The 16,003-nt window shown below is 69.3% G+C and carries 12 protein-coding genes; 6 read left to right on the top strand and 6 right to left on the bottom strand.

What is annotated here, in order from left to right; all coding sequences use genetic code 11:
- Positions 1 to 97 precede the first annotated feature (97 nt).
- The 4 genes from QTI20_RS27900 to QTI20_RS27885 all read right to left on the bottom strand — a co-directional run bounded on the left by QTI20_RS27900 (position 98) and on the right by QTI20_RS27885 (position 8,111).
- Complete coding sequence (locus QTI20_RS27900; RefSeq protein ID WP_286555049.1) at positions 98 to 1,900, bottom strand: beta strand repeat-containing protein; 1,803 nt, start codon at positions 1,898 to 1,900, stop codon at positions 98 to 100.
- A gap of 191 nt (positions 1,901 to 2,091) precedes the next feature.
- Positions 2,092 to 3,858 carry a YadA-like family protein gene (locus QTI20_RS27895; protein ID WP_286555050.1) on the bottom strand — a complete coding sequence of 589 codons (1,767 nt, stop codon included), beginning with the start codon at positions 3,856 to 3,858 and terminating at the stop codon, positions 2,092 to 2,094.
- A 247-nt stretch (positions 3,859 to 4,105) separates the two neighbouring features.
- Positions 4,106 to 5,677: a S41 family peptidase gene (locus QTI20_RS27890; protein WP_286555051.1), complete on the bottom strand. Its 1,572-nt coding sequence runs from the start codon at positions 5,675 to 5,677 to the stop codon at positions 4,106 to 4,108.
- Between the two features lie 109 nt (positions 5,678 to 5,786).
- Positions 5,787 to 8,111 (bottom strand): ATP-binding protein, encoded by a 2,325-nt coding sequence (locus QTI20_RS27885; RefSeq protein ID WP_286555054.1) that lies wholly within the window; start codon positions 8,109 to 8,111, stop codon positions 5,787 to 5,789.
- 114 nt (positions 8,112 to 8,225) lie between these two features.
- Between QTI20_RS27885 and QTI20_RS27880 the strand changes: the two genes are divergently transcribed.
- The 3 genes from QTI20_RS27880 (at position 8,226) to QTI20_RS27870 (ending at position 11,782) form a co-directional block, all read left to right on the top strand.
- Positions 8,226 to 9,425, top strand: coding sequence for a threonine ammonia-lyase (locus QTI20_RS27880; RefSeq protein WP_286555055.1), 1,200 nt, complete (start codon positions 8,226 to 8,228; stop codon positions 9,423 to 9,425).
- A gap of 90 nt (positions 9,426 to 9,515) precedes the next feature.
- On the top strand, positions 9,516 to 9,668 hold the full coding sequence (locus QTI20_RS27875) for a hypothetical protein (protein WP_183028413.1): 153 nt from the start codon (positions 9,516 to 9,518) through the stop codon (positions 9,666 to 9,668).
- 263 nt (positions 9,669 to 9,931) lie between these two features.
- The gene (locus QTI20_RS27870) at positions 9,932 to 11,782 is read left to right on the top strand and encodes a phosphoenolpyruvate carboxykinase (GTP) (protein ID WP_286555058.1); all 1,851 of its coding nucleotides are present in this window, start codon (positions 9,932 to 9,934) and stop codon (positions 11,780 to 11,782) included.
- A gap of 72 nt (positions 11,783 to 11,854) precedes the next feature.
- Here QTI20_RS27870 and QTI20_RS27865 read toward each other — a convergent pair whose 3' ends face one another.
- On the bottom strand, positions 11,855 to 12,400 hold the full coding sequence (locus tag QTI20_RS27865) for a hypothetical protein (protein WP_183028415.1): 546 nt from the start codon (positions 12,398 to 12,400) through the stop codon (positions 11,855 to 11,857).
- A 110-nt stretch (positions 12,401 to 12,510) separates the two neighbouring features.
- On the opposite strand from QTI20_RS27865, the gene QTI20_RS27860 reads away from it, so the two are divergent.
- Positions 12,511 to 13,506, top strand: a complete 996-nt coding sequence (locus QTI20_RS27860) for a LysR family transcriptional regulator (protein WP_286555653.1) — start codon at positions 12,511 to 12,513, stop codon at positions 13,504 to 13,506.
- A gap of 7 nt (positions 13,507 to 13,513) precedes the next feature.
- Here the strand turns inward: QTI20_RS27860 and QTI20_RS27855 are convergent, their stop codons facing one another.
- Positions 13,514 to 13,687 (bottom strand): hypothetical protein, encoded by a 174-nt coding sequence (locus tag QTI20_RS27855; protein ID WP_286555060.1) that lies wholly within the window; start codon positions 13,685 to 13,687, stop codon positions 13,514 to 13,516.
- Positions 13,688 to 13,832: 145 nt separating this feature from the next.
- Between QTI20_RS27855 and QTI20_RS27850 the strand changes: the two genes are divergently transcribed.
- Both QTI20_RS27850 and QTI20_RS27845 read left to right on the top strand, forming a co-directional pair.
- Complete coding sequence (locus QTI20_RS27850; protein ID WP_286555062.1) at positions 13,833 to 14,639, top strand: metallophosphoesterase; 807 nt, start codon at positions 13,833 to 13,835, stop codon at positions 14,637 to 14,639.
- A gap of 56 nt (positions 14,640 to 14,695) precedes the next feature.
- Positions 14,696 to 15,925 carry a spore maturation protein gene (locus tag QTI20_RS27845; RefSeq protein ID WP_286555064.1) on the top strand — a complete coding sequence of 410 codons (1,230 nt, stop codon included), beginning with the start codon at positions 14,696 to 14,698 and terminating at the stop codon, positions 15,923 to 15,925.
- Positions 15,926 to 16,003 lie beyond the last annotated feature (78 nt).

Raw genomic sequence — 16,003 nt, 5'->3', positions numbered from 1 at the left:
AATTTCAACGGATGTCAGCACTTTTCAGTAGAAACGCCGATTTGCCGTCTCGCAGGCCGCAGCGCCGGCGGCCCAGTCCGCCGGCGCTGCTTGCCCTTTACCAGGCGTAATTCCCACCCACGCTCGCGGCCACACGGCCGTCGTTGCCGGTGCCGAGGTTGAAGCGGAGCTGCAGCGCATCGGACACCCGCGCGGCCAGGGCCACGGCCAGCGCCGAGCGGCCGTCGTAGGTGCCCACGCCCACGCCCAGGCCCACCTTCTTGCCGGTGTCGAGCGCCGGGATCGAGGCGATGGCCACCGCGGCGGCCACGCCGGTGCTGGCGAGCTTGCGGTTGTCGCGCAGCTGACGCTGCACCTGCGCATTGGTGAAGGACTGCGCCGTGTTGAGCTGGCGCTGGTGGTCGTTGAACACCGCCTGGTTGGCGTTGACCACGCGCTGCTGGCTGTTGATCGCGGCCTGGTCGTCGTTCACCGTCGCCAGGCTGCCGGCCACCTGGTGAAGCTGGTCCACGTTGGCCGCATCGGTGCCCGCCACGCCGGCCGCGACGCCGCGGATGGTCTTGTTGTTGTTGTCGATGCCGTTGGTCGAGGTGGCGCCGCTCACGCTCAGGTCGCCACCCACCGCGGCGTCGCCGCTGGTCGACAGCGTGTCGGTCGCGACCTTGCCGGTGTTGGTCAGGCCTTGGGTCGTCGTCGCACCGCTCACGTCCAGCTTGCCGCCGACCGTGGCGCCGCCGGTGGTCGTCAGCGTGGTGGTCGCGACGTTGCCGGTGTTGCTCAGGCCATGGGTGCTGCTGCTGCCGGCCACACCGAAGTTGCCGCCCACGCTGGCGTTGCCGCTGGTCGACAGCGTGGTCGTCGCGATGTGGCCGGTGTTGCTCAGGCCGCTGGTGGCCATCGCACCCGTCACGCCCAGGCTGCCGCCGACGTTGGCATTGCCGCTGCTCGACAAGCTGGTCGTCGCGATGTCTCCCGTGTTGGCGAGGCCCTGGGTGCGGCCCTGGCCGAGCACAGCGAAGTCGCCGCCCACGCTGGCATGGCCGCCGGTCGACAGCGTGGTGGTCGCGATGTGGCCGGTGTTGCCGAGGCCTTGAGTGCTGCTGCTGCCCGCCACGCTGAAGTCGCCGTCGACACGGGCATCGCCGCTGCTCGACCAGGTCGAGGTCGCGAGCTGGCCGGTGTTGCCGAGGCCGTGGGTGGTGGTCGTCCCTGCCACGTCCAGCTTGCCGCCCACCGTGGCATCCCCGGTGGTCGACACGGTGGTGGTGGCGATGTGGCCGGTGTTGGTCAGGCCATGGGTGGTGGTGGCGCCCTCCACCGTCAGGCTGTCGGTGAGCGTGGTGTCGCCGAGCATCGTGTTGCTGCCCGCGGTGCCGTCGCTGCGCAGGCCGGTCGACAGGCGATTGCGCGTGTCGAAGCTGCCGGTCTGGACGGTGTTCGTCGATTGGGCGGCATCGTAGTGGGTGAGCGTGCCGTTGCGCAGCTGGTCCTGGACGGCGCCGTTGTCGTTGTTCAGATCGGCTGCGTTGCCCATGAAGCTGCCGTTGTCGCGCACGATCGCGGCACTGAAGCCCTGGCTCCCGGGCGTCCAGCCCGTGGGGCTCCAGTGCGCCTGCGTCGCGCTGGCGTCGCGCACGACGACCTGGGACCTCATCACCGCCGTCTGGATGCCCTCGGCCATCTGGAGCACCTGCGAGACGTTGCCGGCGCCGTCGCCGACCGTCGTCTGGATGTTGGGTGCCTTTTCGGAGACCGACGGCGCGGTGCCGGCCGGCCTGAGGTCGGAGGCCTGGGTGCCGTTGTCGATGTGGACCGTGGCCGTCGCGGTCTGGGCCGCAGCCCCGAAGGCACAGACGGCCCATGCGGCGGCGAGCACCGCCGGGCGAAGAAAGAAGTTCATCGGATTCCCTGAATGTTTTTGTGAAAAGCACGGACCACCGGCGCGCGGCGTCCCCCTCTCGCAGGAGAGCCGCCGGGCACGGGGTCTTGTTCTTGAAGTCTGGGGACGCGGCGGCCTGCTTCGGCCGGGCGTCCTCAACGGTTGTCGCGCTTTGGGGGGGGGCGTCTGGAGAACGCCGCCCCGCGACCGGCCTACCAGGCGACCATGCCGCCGGCGCCAGCGGCCGCGCGGCCTTCGCTGCTGGTGCCGGCGTTGAGCTTGAGCTGCAGCGCTTCGGACACGCGTGCCGCCAGGCCCACCGCAACGCCCGAGCGGCCGTCGTAGGTGCCGACGCCCACCCCCAGGCCGATCTTCTTGCCGAGGTCGAGCGCGGGCATCGACGCCACCGCCACCGCGGTCGCGACGCCGCCGCTGGCGACCTTGCGGTCGTCGTCGAGCTGCTGCTGCACCTGTGCATTGGTGCGGGCCTGGGCCGCATTGATGCGGCGCTGCTCGTCGTTGAAGGCGGCCTGGTGGGCGTTGAGCACGCTCTGGTTGTTGTTGATGGCGACCTGGTTGCTGTTCACCGTCGTCAGGCTGCTGGCCATCTGCTGGAGCTGGTTCACGTTGACCGCATCGGTGCCCGCCACGCCGGCCGCCACACCGCGGATGGTCTTGTTGTGGTTGTCGATGCCGTTCGTCGACGTCGTGCCGCTCACGTTGAGATCGCCACCGACGGTGGTGTCGCCGCTGGTCGACAGCGTGCTGGTCGCAAGCTTGCCGGCGTTGGTGAGGCCGTTCGTGGTGGTTGCCCCCGTCACGCCCAGGTTGCCGCCGACCGTGGCATTGCCGCCGGTCGTCAGCGTGGTGGTCGCGAGCTCGCCGGTGTTGCTGAGGCCGTGGGTGCTGCTGCTGCCGGCCACGCTGAAGTTGCCGCTCACGCTGGTGTTGCCGCTGGTGGACAGGGTGGTCGTCGCGAGGTGGCCGGTGTTGACGAGGCCGTTCGTGGTCGTCGCACCGCTCACGCCCAGGTTGCCGCCGACATTGGCGTTGCCGCTGCTGGACAGCGTGGTGGTGGCGAGATGGCCGGTGTTGCTCAGGCCGTGGGTGGTGGTGGCGCCGCTCACGCCCAGGTCGCCACCGACGTTGGCGTTGCCGCTGCTCGACAGCGTGGTGGTCGCGAGGTGGCCGCTGTTGCTGAGGCCGTGGGTGGTGGTGGCGCCGCTCACGCCCAGGTTGCCGCCGACCGTGGCATCGCCGCTGCTCGACAGCGTGGTGGTCGCGACGTGGCCGGTGTTGCTGAGGCCGTGGGTGGTGGAGGCGCCGGTCACGGCCAGGTTGCCGCCCACGCTGGCATCGCCGCTGCTCGACAGGGTGGTGGTGTCGATGTGGCCGGTGTTGGCCACGCCGTGGGTGACGGTGGCGCCCTCCACCGTCAGGCTGTCGGTGAGCGTGGTGTCGCCGAGCATCGTGTTGCTGCCCGCGGTGCCGTCGCTGCGCAGGCCGGCGCTCAACTGGTTGTCGGTGCCGAAGATGCCGGTCTGGACGGTGTTCTTCGACGCGGCTGGGTCGTAGCTGGCGACCGTGCCGTTGCGCATGGACAGCGGCTGGCCGTCGGCGTCGACCCGGAAGGTGCCGATGGCGGCCGCGTTGTCGTTCACGTTCACGGCGCTGCGCACACCCGTCGGGCCGTCGTGTTCGAGCGATGCGCCATCGTTGCCCACGCGGCTGCGCGAAGCGCCCACCGTCGCCGTGATGTCCGTGGCGGTCTGGTCCAGCACCGAGGTACGACCGTTGGCATCGCCGACCATGTTCATGACCGAGGGCCCACGGGAAGAGGTGGGGTTCGGGCCGTCGGGCCCGATGTTCGAAGCCTGCACGCCATCGTCGACGTGGATGAAAGCGGTCTGGGCCGCGGCATGCGAAGCGCACACGGCCAGGACGGCGGCACAAGCCGCCGAGCGAGAAAAGAACCTCATTGAAAACTCCCTGGATGTTTTTTTTGAAAGCATCGACCCCGCACAGTGCGTTGCCGTGCGGCCGGGATCCTAAGGAATTTCTTTTAAAAGCTCTTTAAACTGTCAATAACTTGGGTTTTGTTCGTGCAAAAGTACTCTTTTTGACCCAGGCACGGGCTTCCCGCCGCATTGCACGGATCGCTCGGGGCCGGCAGGCGGCACATCGCGGCCGCAGCCGAGCCCCGACGCAGCGGTGCTGCCGCCTTCTCTACTGGAGGTCGGCGGACTCGACGATCCGGTTGGAGCGCAGCAGGTTGCGATCCAGGTAGGGCGTGCCGCTCGCTTCGGGCGAGGGCACGACGATGGCGCTGCGCCGCGCGGCGGAGGCCTGGGCCGGCACCGGGCAGACGCCGCTGGCGCGATAGCTCAGTGCCGCCGCGAAGCGGCCCTCGGCCGGGTCGCCCAGCGCATGCTCGAAGTCGTCGGCCACGGTGCAGGTCGGCGCCATGCCGTCGCCGTAGTCGCCGAAGCCCTTGGCGTTGACGCCCTGGAACTGGATCGCGAAGTAGGTGGTGCCGCAGTTGTCCTGCGGATAGAAGCCATAGGGCTTGCCGCAGGTGGCGGCGCCGATCAGGTCGACGGTGACGCCGATGCCGCGCAGGCCGTTGACCACCGACTCGCTGGCCGAGCAGGTGTCGGGCCCGGCCAGCACCGACACGCGCGAGAGGCCGAGCCGCGGCAGCGGCTGGCCGGCCGTGACCGAGTAGCCGCGCGTGGTGGTGGGGAAGATCACCGACGAACCCATGGCCGACACGTTGAAAGGATTCTTGCGGTTGAACTGCAGCTTTTCGAACACCGCGCCCTGGCTCGCCTGGGGCGTCGCGATCATGCTGGCCACCTCGCTGGCGATGCCCAGCAGGCCGCCGCCGTTGTAGCGCATGTCGAGCACCAGGTTGGTCACGCCAGCCGCGCTCAATTGCCCCATCGCCGTCACCAGCTGGGCTTCGGACTTCGCGACATGGTCGTTGAACTGCAGGTAGCCGACGCGGCCGCCGGGCGTGTCGATGGTGCGCACGTTCTGCACCGGCGAGCGCTCGATGCCGGCGGACACCAGCGTGACCGTGCGTTCCGTGCCGTCCTTGGCGCGCAGCTTGAAGGCGTGGCTCTGGCCGCTGGTGGCCGGCGCCAGCGCGCTGTTGAGCTGGTCGACATCGGCTTGGCTGCTGGCTTTGGACGCGTCGATCCCGTCGATGGCCAGCAGGGTGTCGCCGCGCACGATGCCGGCGCGCGAGGCCGGCGAGTCCGGTTCGGTATAGGCCACGCGGATGGTGCGCGGCGCCGTGCGCTGCAGGAAGGCGAACTCGACGCCATAGCCGACCTCGGTGCCCTGCTGCACGTCGCCGTAGGTGGCCGTGGGATAGCTGAAATGGAAGCGGTCCTTGGCGCGGCCGGAGGCGGTGAGCACCGGCGTCTTGAGCACGTCGAAGTAGGCGACCGGCGTGGCGTAGCTGGCGGCCTGGAGGTTGGTCGGCACCTCGTCGTACCAGAGGTAGGTCTGGTCGATCCAGCTGCGGACCCAGTTCTTCTCGTCGGCCACGGTGCCCGCGCGGTCGGCGTAGGCCAGCCCGGTGGACGGGTTGAGGCCGGTGCGCGGCGCGACGCACTGGGCCGCGCTGCTGGCCGCGCTCGGCGGCGGCTCCGTCGACGGGGTGGCGCCGGACGACGATGCGGCACCACCGCCGCCGCCGCCTCCGCCGCAGCCCGCGATCGACAGCACGGCGGCGCACGCCATGCCCCGCAGCACGAGGCGCACCGCGCCGTCCGGGTTCCGGTGAGTCATCTCTCCCCCCATCGCTTTCTTCGGGTGACGCCGCATCGGTCGCGACGCGGTCGTTGCGTCTGTTGTGGTGGCTGCCCCCTCGGGCAGGGTACGGTTGTGGCGGCCGACGCTATTGCACGAAGCCCATGCCGCGCGATTCGCGCACTTCGGGCTTGATGCGGTGCTCGGCCTCGAGCTGGTCGAGGAATTCGGCCGCCGAGAACACGGCCGCGAGGATATCCGTTTGCCGCTTCACGGCCGCGAAGTCGCCCGGGCACAGCTGCGTCAGGCGCGCCAGCCGCTGGCCGTGTTCGGCGTGCATCAGCGAGGCATCGCCGCCCAGCGCCTCGGCCACGAACATGCGCTCGCGCTGCGGCGCGGTCAGCGGCATGAACTTGATCTTGAAGGTGAAGCGGCGCAGCGCCGCCTGGTCGAGCCGGTCGAGCAGGTTGGTGGTGCAGACGAAGATGCCGCCGAAGCGCTCCATGCCCTGCAGCATCTCGTTGACCTCGGTCACCTCGTAGGTGCGCTGGGCGCCGCGCCGGTCCTGCAGGAAGGAATCGGCCTCGTCGAGCAGCAGCACGGCCTTCTCGGCTTCGGCCTCCCTGAACATGGCGGCCATGTTCTGCTCGGTCTCGCCCACGTACTTGCTCATCAGGTCGCTCGCCTGCTTGACGATCAGCGGCCGGCCGATGGCCTGCGCGATGTGCTCGGCCAGCGCGGTCTTGCCGGTGCCGGGCGCGCCGTAGAAGCACAGCGTGCCGTGGCCGCGCACGCGCAGCGCCTCGACGATGCGCGGGATCTCGAAGCGGGTCTCGACGTTGAGCATGCCCAGGTCGTAGGTGGTCACGCTGCGGCGCGCGCCAGGGGATTTGTCGACCGTGCCCAGCGCCAGGTCGGCGTTCCGGAGCTGGCGCTCGATCAGGCCCTCGACCGAGGCGTCGTCGGTGCGCGCCAGCTGCGCGAAGCGCACCGCGGTGCGGATCTGCGCGGGCGTCAGGCCGCGGCGCTCGGCCAGCTTGGCGGTGAAGGCGTCGGACACGGTCACGCCCTCGAGCGTCTTGCGCACCAGCTGCTCGCGCGCGCCCGGCGGCGGCGACTTGAGCTCGAGGTGGTAGGCGAAGCGGCGCCGGAAGGCCGGATCGATCTGCTCGATGCGGTTGGTGACCCACAGCGTGGGCACGGCGTTCGATTCGAGGATCTGGTTGACCCAGGCCTTGCCGCTCACGCTGCCGCTGGTGGGCGCGGGAATCTGCTCGGCGCGCGCCATGAATTGCGCGGCCTCGGTGCTGATCGGCGGGAACACGTCCTCGACCTCGTCGAACAGCAGCGCAGCCTGGGCGCTGCCCTTGAGGAAGACCTGCGCGATCTGCAGCGAGCGGTAGCGGTCGCGGCCCGAGAGCGAATTGCCGTCGCGGTCGGCGTACTCGACCTCGAACAGGTCCAGGCCCGCGGCCTGCGCCACCACCTTGGCCAGCTCGGTCTTGCCGGTGCCGGGCGGCCCGTAGAGCAGCACGTTGACGCCCGGCTCCTTGCGCGCCACCGCGGCGCGCAGCAGCGTGACCAGCATCCGCGCGTCCTCGGCCGCGAAGGAGAAGTCGCCGATGGCGAGCGTGCTCTTGGCCGAGGGCCGGGTGAACACCGCCATCAGCTCGCTGTGGTCGCGGTACTCGCGCATCAGCACCGGCGGCAGCTTCTCGCTGACCTTCATCAGGTCGGCCAGGTCGGTGATGTTGTGCTCGGAGATCAGGTTCTCGACCAGCCCGATGCGCTCGAGGCGCGAGCCGGCGCGCAGCGCCTCGCCCACGTCGCTGGCGCTCACGCCCGCCACCTCGGCGATCGCGGCATAGGCTTCCGGCGCGTTGTTGACCTTGAACTCGACCAGCAGCGAACGCAGGTCGCGCTGGTAGCGCGCCAGCGTGCCGTAGAGCAGCAGCGCGCGTTCGGCCTTGTTGAGCTGCAGCAGGCCGGCCAGCGCCTCGATGTTCTTCTCGACCAGCGTCGACTGCTTGCGCAGCGCATGGGTGAGCCAGTCGCGCGTGACCGACAGCACCGTGAGCAGGTCCTTGGGCTGGTCCTTGACGTATTCGTCGAGGTAGAAGAACAGCGTGCCTTCCTCATAGGGGCCGCGCCAGACGCCGTGGCGCTCCAGCAGCGTGCGGCCGTCGAAGGCCTCGACGCCCTTCCAGACCTCGTTGCCGGCGCAGCGGCGGCCGAGGAATTCGCGCAGGCGCTGCAGCACCGGGGCGGGCCACACCAGGTGGCGGCCGGTCAGCGAGAGCAGGCCGTTGAGGTCGCGGCGCACGTTGAAGCGCGGGCCCTGCTTGGCCGCGAGCGTGAGCACGAAGTGCGAACACATGAGCTCGAGCACCGGTGCTTCCTTGAGTCCGGGCGACGGCAGTGCCTGCCCGCGCAAGGGAGCAGTCACCGCATCGATACCCGCGCGCTTGACCATTCGACGACCTCCAGTGAAGGAATCCCAGCGCGACCATAACGCAGAGTTTTGCGTTGTGGAAGACAGCGCATCGGTAAATGTCCCGATGTTGCAATTCCCTCCACAATGCCATGCATGATCGGTATCCAAGACATCGAATGCGCCGCGGCGCGCCTGCAAGGTCAGCTGCTGGCCACGCCCTGCGTCGAATCGCGCACCCTGTCCGACATCGTCGGCGCCCAGGTGTTCCTCAAGTTCGAGAACCTGCAGTTCACCGCCTCCTTCAAGGAGCGCGGCGCCTGCAACAAGCTGGTCGACCTGTCGGAGAACGGCGTCCAGGGGGTGGTGGCCATGTCGGCCGGCAACCACGCCCAGGGCGTGGCCTACCACGCGCAGCGCCTGGGCATGCGCGCCACCATCGTGATGCCGCGCTTCACGCCGGGCGTGAAGATCGAGCGCACCCGCAGCTTCGGCGCCGAGGTGGTGCTGCACGGCGACACGCTGGACGCGGCGCGCGCCCATGCGGTGGAGCTGTCGGAACGCGACGGCCTGGCGCTGGTCCACCCCTACGACGACGAGGCCATCATGGCCGGCCAGGGCACGGTGGCGTTGGAAATGCTCGACGCCGTGCCCGACCTGGACATGCTGGTCGTGTCGGTCGGCGGCGGCGGGCTGATCGCCGGCATGGCGGTCGCGGCGCGGGCCCGCAAGCCCGGCATCGAGATCGTCGGCGTGCAGACCACGCGCTTCCCGGCCATGGTCAACGCCGTCCAGGGCACCCACCACCCGCAGGGCACCAGCACCATCGCCGAAGGCATCGCCGTGGGCACCCCCGGCGTGCTGACGCGCGCGGTGATCGAAGAGCACGTGGACGACCTGCTGCTGGTCGACGAGGGCGACATCGAGCAGGCGGTGCTGATGCTGCTGGAGATCGAGAAGACCCTGGTCGAGGGCGCGGGCGCGGCCGGCCTGGCGGCGCTGATCCGGCATCCGGCGCGCTTCCAGGGCAAGCGGGTCGGGCTGGTGCTGTCGGGCGGCAACATCGATCCGCTGCTGCTGGCCGCGATCATCGAACGCGGCATGGTCCGGGCCGGCCGGCTCGCCCGGCTGCGCGTGAGCGCGCGCGACGTGCCGGGCATGCTGGCCCGGATCACCACGACCGTGGCCGAAGCGGGCGCCAACATCGACGAGGTGCACCACCAGCGCGCCTTCACCATGCTGGCGGCCCAGAACGTGGACATCGAACTGGTGCTGCAGACCCGCGGGCGCGAGCACCTGGCTTCGGTGCTGTCCGCCTTGCGACAGGCGGGCTTCGAGGCCGAGGAGCAGCATTGACCTGCTCCGGGCAAGCCCTCGCAGGGCGGCCGGGGCCCCTTGGCTAAAATGCGGGCAGTCTTGCCTTGCCAGAATTCAAAGGAATCCCCCATGTCCAACCCTACGCCCGTCGAACCCGGCCACGCCGCCACCGTTGAAAAAGACGCGGTCGAGTCGGTAGTGCACCTGATGCCGATCGTGCTGCCGCTGGTCGGTGGCGTGCTGATGCTGTTGCTAGCCTCCATCGCCGTCTACATGGCTTGAAGGCTTGAGCTGACCTGCTGCGCGGACCGATCTCGCACCTGCGGTTCTCGCCGTACCGGAGTACGGCTGCGATCCTCGGCACAAGCTCGGACCGCTCGCGACGGTCATCTCAAGCCTTCGTGCCGTGCCTGATCTGGCTTTAGCGCAGACGCCTGCGCACCTGCGCCCCATCACCTCTCCGACGAAAACGTTTTTTCAAACGGCTCTCCCGCCGACTCCGAGCCCCGCTCGAAAAGACGAATTTTCAACTCCGGAGATTTTCGATGAACGCACCTGCAATGAATGGCCTGCCCATTCAGGCGCCCCCGCACGTCAGGAACGCCAGGCTGATCGCCTGGGTGGCCGAGATGGCCGCGCTGTGCAAACCCGACAACATCTACTGGTGCGACGGCAGCACCGCGGAATACGACCGCCTGTGCCAGCAGCTGGTCGACGCCGGCACCTTCAAGAAGCTCAACCCGGCCAAGCGCCCGAACTCCTTCCTCGCCACCTCCGACCCGACCGACGTGGCGCGCGTGGAAGACCGCACCTACATCTGCTCGGCCACCAAGGAAAACGCCGGCCCGACCAACAACTGGATGGCGCCGGCCGAGATGCGCGCCACGCTGCAGCCGTTGTTCGACGGCTGCATGAAGGGCCGCACGATGTACGTCGTGCCCTTCTCGATGGGCCCGCTGGGTTCGCCGATCGCGCACATCGGCATCGAGCTGTCCGACAGCCCCTATGTCGCGGTCAACATGAAGATCATGACCCGCATGGGCAAGGCCGTGTACGACGTGCTGGGCACCGACGGCGAATTCGTGCCCTGCGTCCACACCGTGGGCGCGCCGCTGGCCGCGGGCGAGCAGGACGTCGCCTGGCCCTGCAACAAGACCAAGTACATCGTCCACTACCCGGAAACGCGCGAGATCTGGAGCTACGGCTCGGGCTACGGCGGCAACGCGCTGCTGGGCAAGAAGTGCTTCGCGCTGCGCATCGCCTCGACCATGGGCCGCGACGAAGGCTGGCTGGCCGAGCACATGCTGATCCTGGGCGTGAGCAATCCCCAGGGCCAGAAGTACCACGTGGCGGCCGCCTTCCCCAGCGCCTGCGGCAAGACCAACTTCGCGATGCTGATCCCGCCAGCCGGCTTCGACGGCTGGAAGATCACCACCATCGGCGACGACATCGCCTGGATCAAGCCCCAGGCCGACGGTTCGCTGCGCGCCATCAACCCGGAAGCCGGCTACTTCGGCGTGGCCCCGGGCACCAACGAGCAGACCAACCCCAACTGCATGGCCAGCCTGCACCGCGACGTGATCTTCACCAACGTGGCGCTGACCGACGACGGCGACGTCTGGTGGGAAGGCATGGGCGAGGCCCCGGCCCACGCCATCGACTGGCAGGGCAAGGAATGGACGCCGGCCATCGCCAAGGAAACCGGCGCCAAGGCCGCGCACCCCAACGCCCGCTTCACCGTCGCCGCCACCAACAACCCGGCGCTCGACGAGGCCTGGGACGACCCCAAGGGCGTGAAGATCGACGCCTTCATCTTCGGCGGCCGCCGCTCGACCACCGTGCCGCTGGTGACCGAGGCGCGCAACTGGACCGAAGGCGTCTACATGGCCGCCACCATGGGCTCGGAAACCACCGCCGCCGCCACCGGCCAGGCCGGCGTGGTGCGCCGCGACCCGTTCGCGATGCTGCCCTTCATGGGCTACAACATGAGCGACTACTTCCAGCACTGGCTCGACCTGGGCAGGAAGCTCGAGGCCTCGGGCGCCACGCTGCCGAAGATCTACACCACCAACTGGTTCCGCAAGGGCGCCGACGGCAAGTTCGCCTGGCCGGGCTACGGCGAGAACATGCGCGTGCTCAAGTGGATGATCGACCGGATCGAGGACAAGGCCGCCGGCACCGAGCACGCCTTCGGCGTGTCGCCGCGCTACCAGGACCTGAACTGGACCGGCCTGGACTTCAGCACCGAACAGTTCGAGACCGTGACCAGCACCGACAAGGCCGCCTGGCTGGCCGAGCTGCAGCTGCACGGCGAGCTGTTCCAGCAGCTGGCGCACCACCTGCCCAAGGAACTGCCGGCCACCAAGGCCGAGATCGAGCAGCGCCTCGCGGCCTGAGATCGCCAGCCAGCGAGCGCCCACAAAAAAACCGCCCCTCGGGGCGGTTTTTTCATGGGGCCGGAGCCGCGATCAATAGTACTTGCCGAGGTTCACGCGGCGCATCGCTTCGTACAGCGTGGGCACCTTCACGTCGGCCGAGCGCTGGGCGACGATCGCGCGGGCCAGCTGGGCCGGCACCTTGGCGGGTTCGCCGGTCAGGGCTTCGTGACGGGTCACGGCGGCCTGGATGTCGTTCATGATGCGGGCGTCGTGCTGGGCGTAGGCCAGGAAGCGCGCATCGCTGCGGGCCGCTTCACGGCGCTGGGCATAGGCGCTCCAGCCGGCGGTGGCACGGGCGGCCAGGGTGCGGGCCGTGCCGGCGAAGAAGGCCAGCACCACGAAGGCGACGGCCCACATCACGAGCCAGGCGACGAGCAGGCCGCCTTCGTCGATGTTCGACACCAGCTTGTCGGCGACGACGAGCAGGGCCGAAACCACGGCGGCCAGCAGCAGGGCGGCGAGGCCGCGCGAGCCGTCGACGTCATGCGAGGCGGTACGGAAATGGTCAAAAACGGCTTCGGCGCGGGTGACGCCCGGGTGAGCCGCCGGTTGATCAACGTGGACAAAGCTGGTCATGAGAATTTCCCTCCAAAGGGGTGAATGGCCGAAGCCGATGGACTGAATATTAGGGGTTACCCTAGTGTTTCGCCAATTTATCTTCTTGATGTTTATCATTCACAACGATGATGAACGTCAACTTCCGCACGCTGGACCTCAACCTGCTGCGCGTCTTCGACGAGGTCATGGCCGAGCGCAACCTGACGCGCGCCGCCCGCAACCTGTCGCTGACCCAGCCGGCCGTGAGCAACGCGCTGCGGCGGCTGCGCGAGGTGCTGGGCGACGAGCTGGTGCGCCGCGCGGGCGCGGGCGTCGAGCCCACGCCGCGCGCGCTGGCGCTCTGGCCGACGGTGCGCGAGGCGCTGCTGCAGCTGCAGCACACGCTGGCGCCCAACGAGTTCGACGCCGCGGTGGCCGACACCACCTTCGTGCTGGCCATGGCCGACGCCACGGCCGCCGAGCTGATGCCGGGCCTGATGCAGATCCTGGAAGCCGAAGCGCCGGCGATCTCGGTGCGCGTGGTGCCGCTGACCACGCGCGACCCGCGGCAACTGCTGGAGAACGAGGAGGCCGACATGGCGGTCGGTTACTTTCCGGCCGTGATCGCCAGCCTCACGGCCCGCGGCCAGACCGGCGTGGCCGTGCCCTTCGAGGCCCAGCGCCTCTATGTGGGCCAGTACGTGTGCGTGATGCGGCGCGACCATCCGCTGGCGCAGAAGCCGCTGACGCTCGACGACTACTGCGCCGCGCGCCACCTGCTGGTGAGCTTCTCGGGCCGGCCCTACGGCTTCATCGACCAGACGCTGGCGGCGCTCGGGCGCGAGCGGCGCATCGTGGTCACGGTCAACCAGTTCTTCACCGCCGGCCGGGTGGTCGCGAATTCCGACCTGCTGACGGTGCTGCCGCGCCACTTCGTGAGCGTGACCGGCATCGATGCACAGCTGGTGCTGCGCGACCTGCCCTTCGACCAGCCGCTGGTCCACGTGGACGCGGTCTGGCATCGGCGCGCACAGCACGGCCATGCGCACGAATGGCTGCGCGCGGCGCTGGTACGCTCGGCGGCGGCGGCTTTCGCGCGCTCGCTGCTGGGGTCGGGCCCGGTGGCCGGGGCCGAAAAAAACTGAAGCGGGATCAGCGGACGACGCGCAGCCAGGCGCTGGCGGCTTCGCGCAGTTCCTGGGCGTGGTGGGCGTCGAGGCCGGCGCGCAGGTCGGCGCTTTCCATCAGCGTGGCGGCATAGCTGGCCGGCACCGGGGCGGTGGAGGAACGGAAGAAACTGGCCACTTGGGCGATCAGACTGGACATGGTGTTTGCGCGGCCTGCCCGCGCTGGTGTTTAAAGGATTGACTTAAGAATAAGGGTTATCCCTAGCTTTTCAACACGAACTTCATGCGCCTTGTGCATAGGGCGATCCGAAACCCGCCGCGGCCGCAGCCTCTAGACTGGGGCCATGAAGCTTCAACTGCTGTCCGACCTGCACCTGGAATCGCACCCGAACCTGCAGATCACGCCCGCGCCGGGCGCCGACCTGCTGGTGCTGGCCGGCGACGTCGGCTCCTACCAGGAGGGCTCCCGGCTGGCCGGCGACGACTTCGGCCTGGCCCGCTTCTCGCCGCGCCAAGGCTGGCCCACCCCGGTCTTCTATGTGCCGGGCAACCACGAGTACGACGGCGCGGACCTCGACGACACCCACGCCCGGCTGCGCGCGCTGTGCGCCGAACTGGACATCACCTGGCTCGAGCGCGAGACGGTGGTGCATGGCGGCGTGCGCTTCGTCGGCACCACGCTCTGGGCCGACTTCGACGCGCTGGTGGCGCCCACCGACGACCTGGGCGAGCGCCTGAAGAAGCGCGGCAAGGCAATGCGCGCGGCCGACTTCTACCTGGTCAAGGCCGCGGCCACGCGGGGCGGCCATCCCTTTCTCGCGGCCCAGCAAAGAGAGCACTCACTCGCGTGTCAGGACTGGCTGGCCAAGGCGCTGGCCGAACCCTTCGACGGCACCACCGTGGCCGTGACGCACTTCGCCCCCACCCTGGCCAGCGCCGATCCGCGCTACGGCCTGCGCCCGGGCACGGCCGGCTTCTGCAACAGCCTGGACGAACTGCTGCCCCGCGCGCAGCTGTGGTTGCACGGCCATCTGCACTGCGCCTTCGACTATGTGAAGGACGGCTGCCGCATCGTGGCCAACCCGCTGGGCTACGCGTCCAAGGGCGAACAGGAAGGCTTCCGGCCCGACCGGCTGATCGAGGTGCGCTGACGCCGCCCCCTATGATCGGCCGGCATCCGCCGAACGAAACACACGGGGAAGAACGCATGCTCAACGGCCTCTGGCTGGGCTTTTTCATGGTCGCAGCCGTGGCCGCGCTGGGGCGCTGGCTCATCGGCGGCGACCCGGCCGTGTTCGCCGCCATCGTCGAGAGCCTGTTCGCGATGGCTCGGCTGGCGGTCGAGGTCATGGTGCTGCTGTTCGGCACGCTCACGCTGTGGCTGGGCCTGCTGCGCATCGCCGAGGCGGCCGGGCTCGTGGCCTGGCTGGCCCGGCTGCTCGGGCCGCTGTTCCGGCGCCTGATGCCCGAGGTGCCGGCCGGCCATCCCGCGCTGGGCCTGATCACCATGAACTTCGCGGCCAATGCGCTGGGCCTGGACAACGCGGCCACGCCGATCGGCCTGAAGGCGATGCGCGAGCTGCAGACGCTCAACCCGCGGCCGGACACGGCCAGCAACGCCCAGATCCTGTTCCTGGTGCTCAACGCCTCCTCGCTCACGCTGCTGCCGGTGACGATCTTCATGTACCGCGCGCAGCAGGGCGCGCCGGACCCGACGATGGTCTTCCTGCCGATCCTGCTCGCGACCAGCGTGTCCACGCTGGTGGGCCTGCTGTCGGTCGCGCTGGTGCAGCGCCTGCGGCTGTGGGACCCGGTGGTGCTGGCCTACCTGCTGCCCGGCGCGCTGGTGCTGGGCGGCTTCATGGCGCTGCTGGCCACGCTGTCGTCGGCGGCGCTGGCCGCGCTCTCCTCGCTGATGGGCAACCTCGCGCTGTTCGGCCTGGTGATCCTGTTCCTGGCGGTCGGCGCCTGGAAGCGCGTGGGCGTGTACGAGCGCTTCATCGAAGGCGCCAAGGAAGGCTTCGACGTGGCGAAGAACCTGCTGCCCTACCTGGTCGCGATGCTGTGCGCGATCGGCGTGCTGCGCGCCTCGGGCGCGCTCGAGGTCGCTTTGAACGGCATCCGCTGGCTGGTGGTGCGAAGCGGCTGGGACACGCGCTTCGTCGACGCGCTGCCGACCGCGCTGGTCAAGCCCTTCTCGGGCAGCGCGGCGCGCGCGATGCTGATCGAGACCATGAAGAGCCAGGGCGTCGACAGCTTCCCGGCCCTGGCAGCGGCCGTGATCCAGGGCAGCACCGAGACCACCTTCTACGTGCTGGCCGTGTACTTCGGCGCGGTCGGCATCCAGCGCGCGCGGCATGCGGTGGGCTGTGCGCTGGCGGCCGAGTTCGCGGGCGTGGTGGCGGCCATCGGCGTGTGCTACTGGTTCTTCGGATAGCCCGTTCGCAAGTGCGGCCCGGGCGCATCGGCCAGAATAGCCTTCCGCCTCCTTCCATCTCCCCTCCTCTCTCGTGAA

This window comes from Variovorax sp. J2P1-31, from assembly GCF_030317215.1.
Taxonomy (GTDB): Bacteria; Pseudomonadota; Gammaproteobacteria; order Burkholderiales; family Burkholderiaceae_C; genus Variovorax.
Note: the sequence above shows the minus strand (reverse complement) of the source record. Positions and strands in the feature narration are given on the sequence as shown.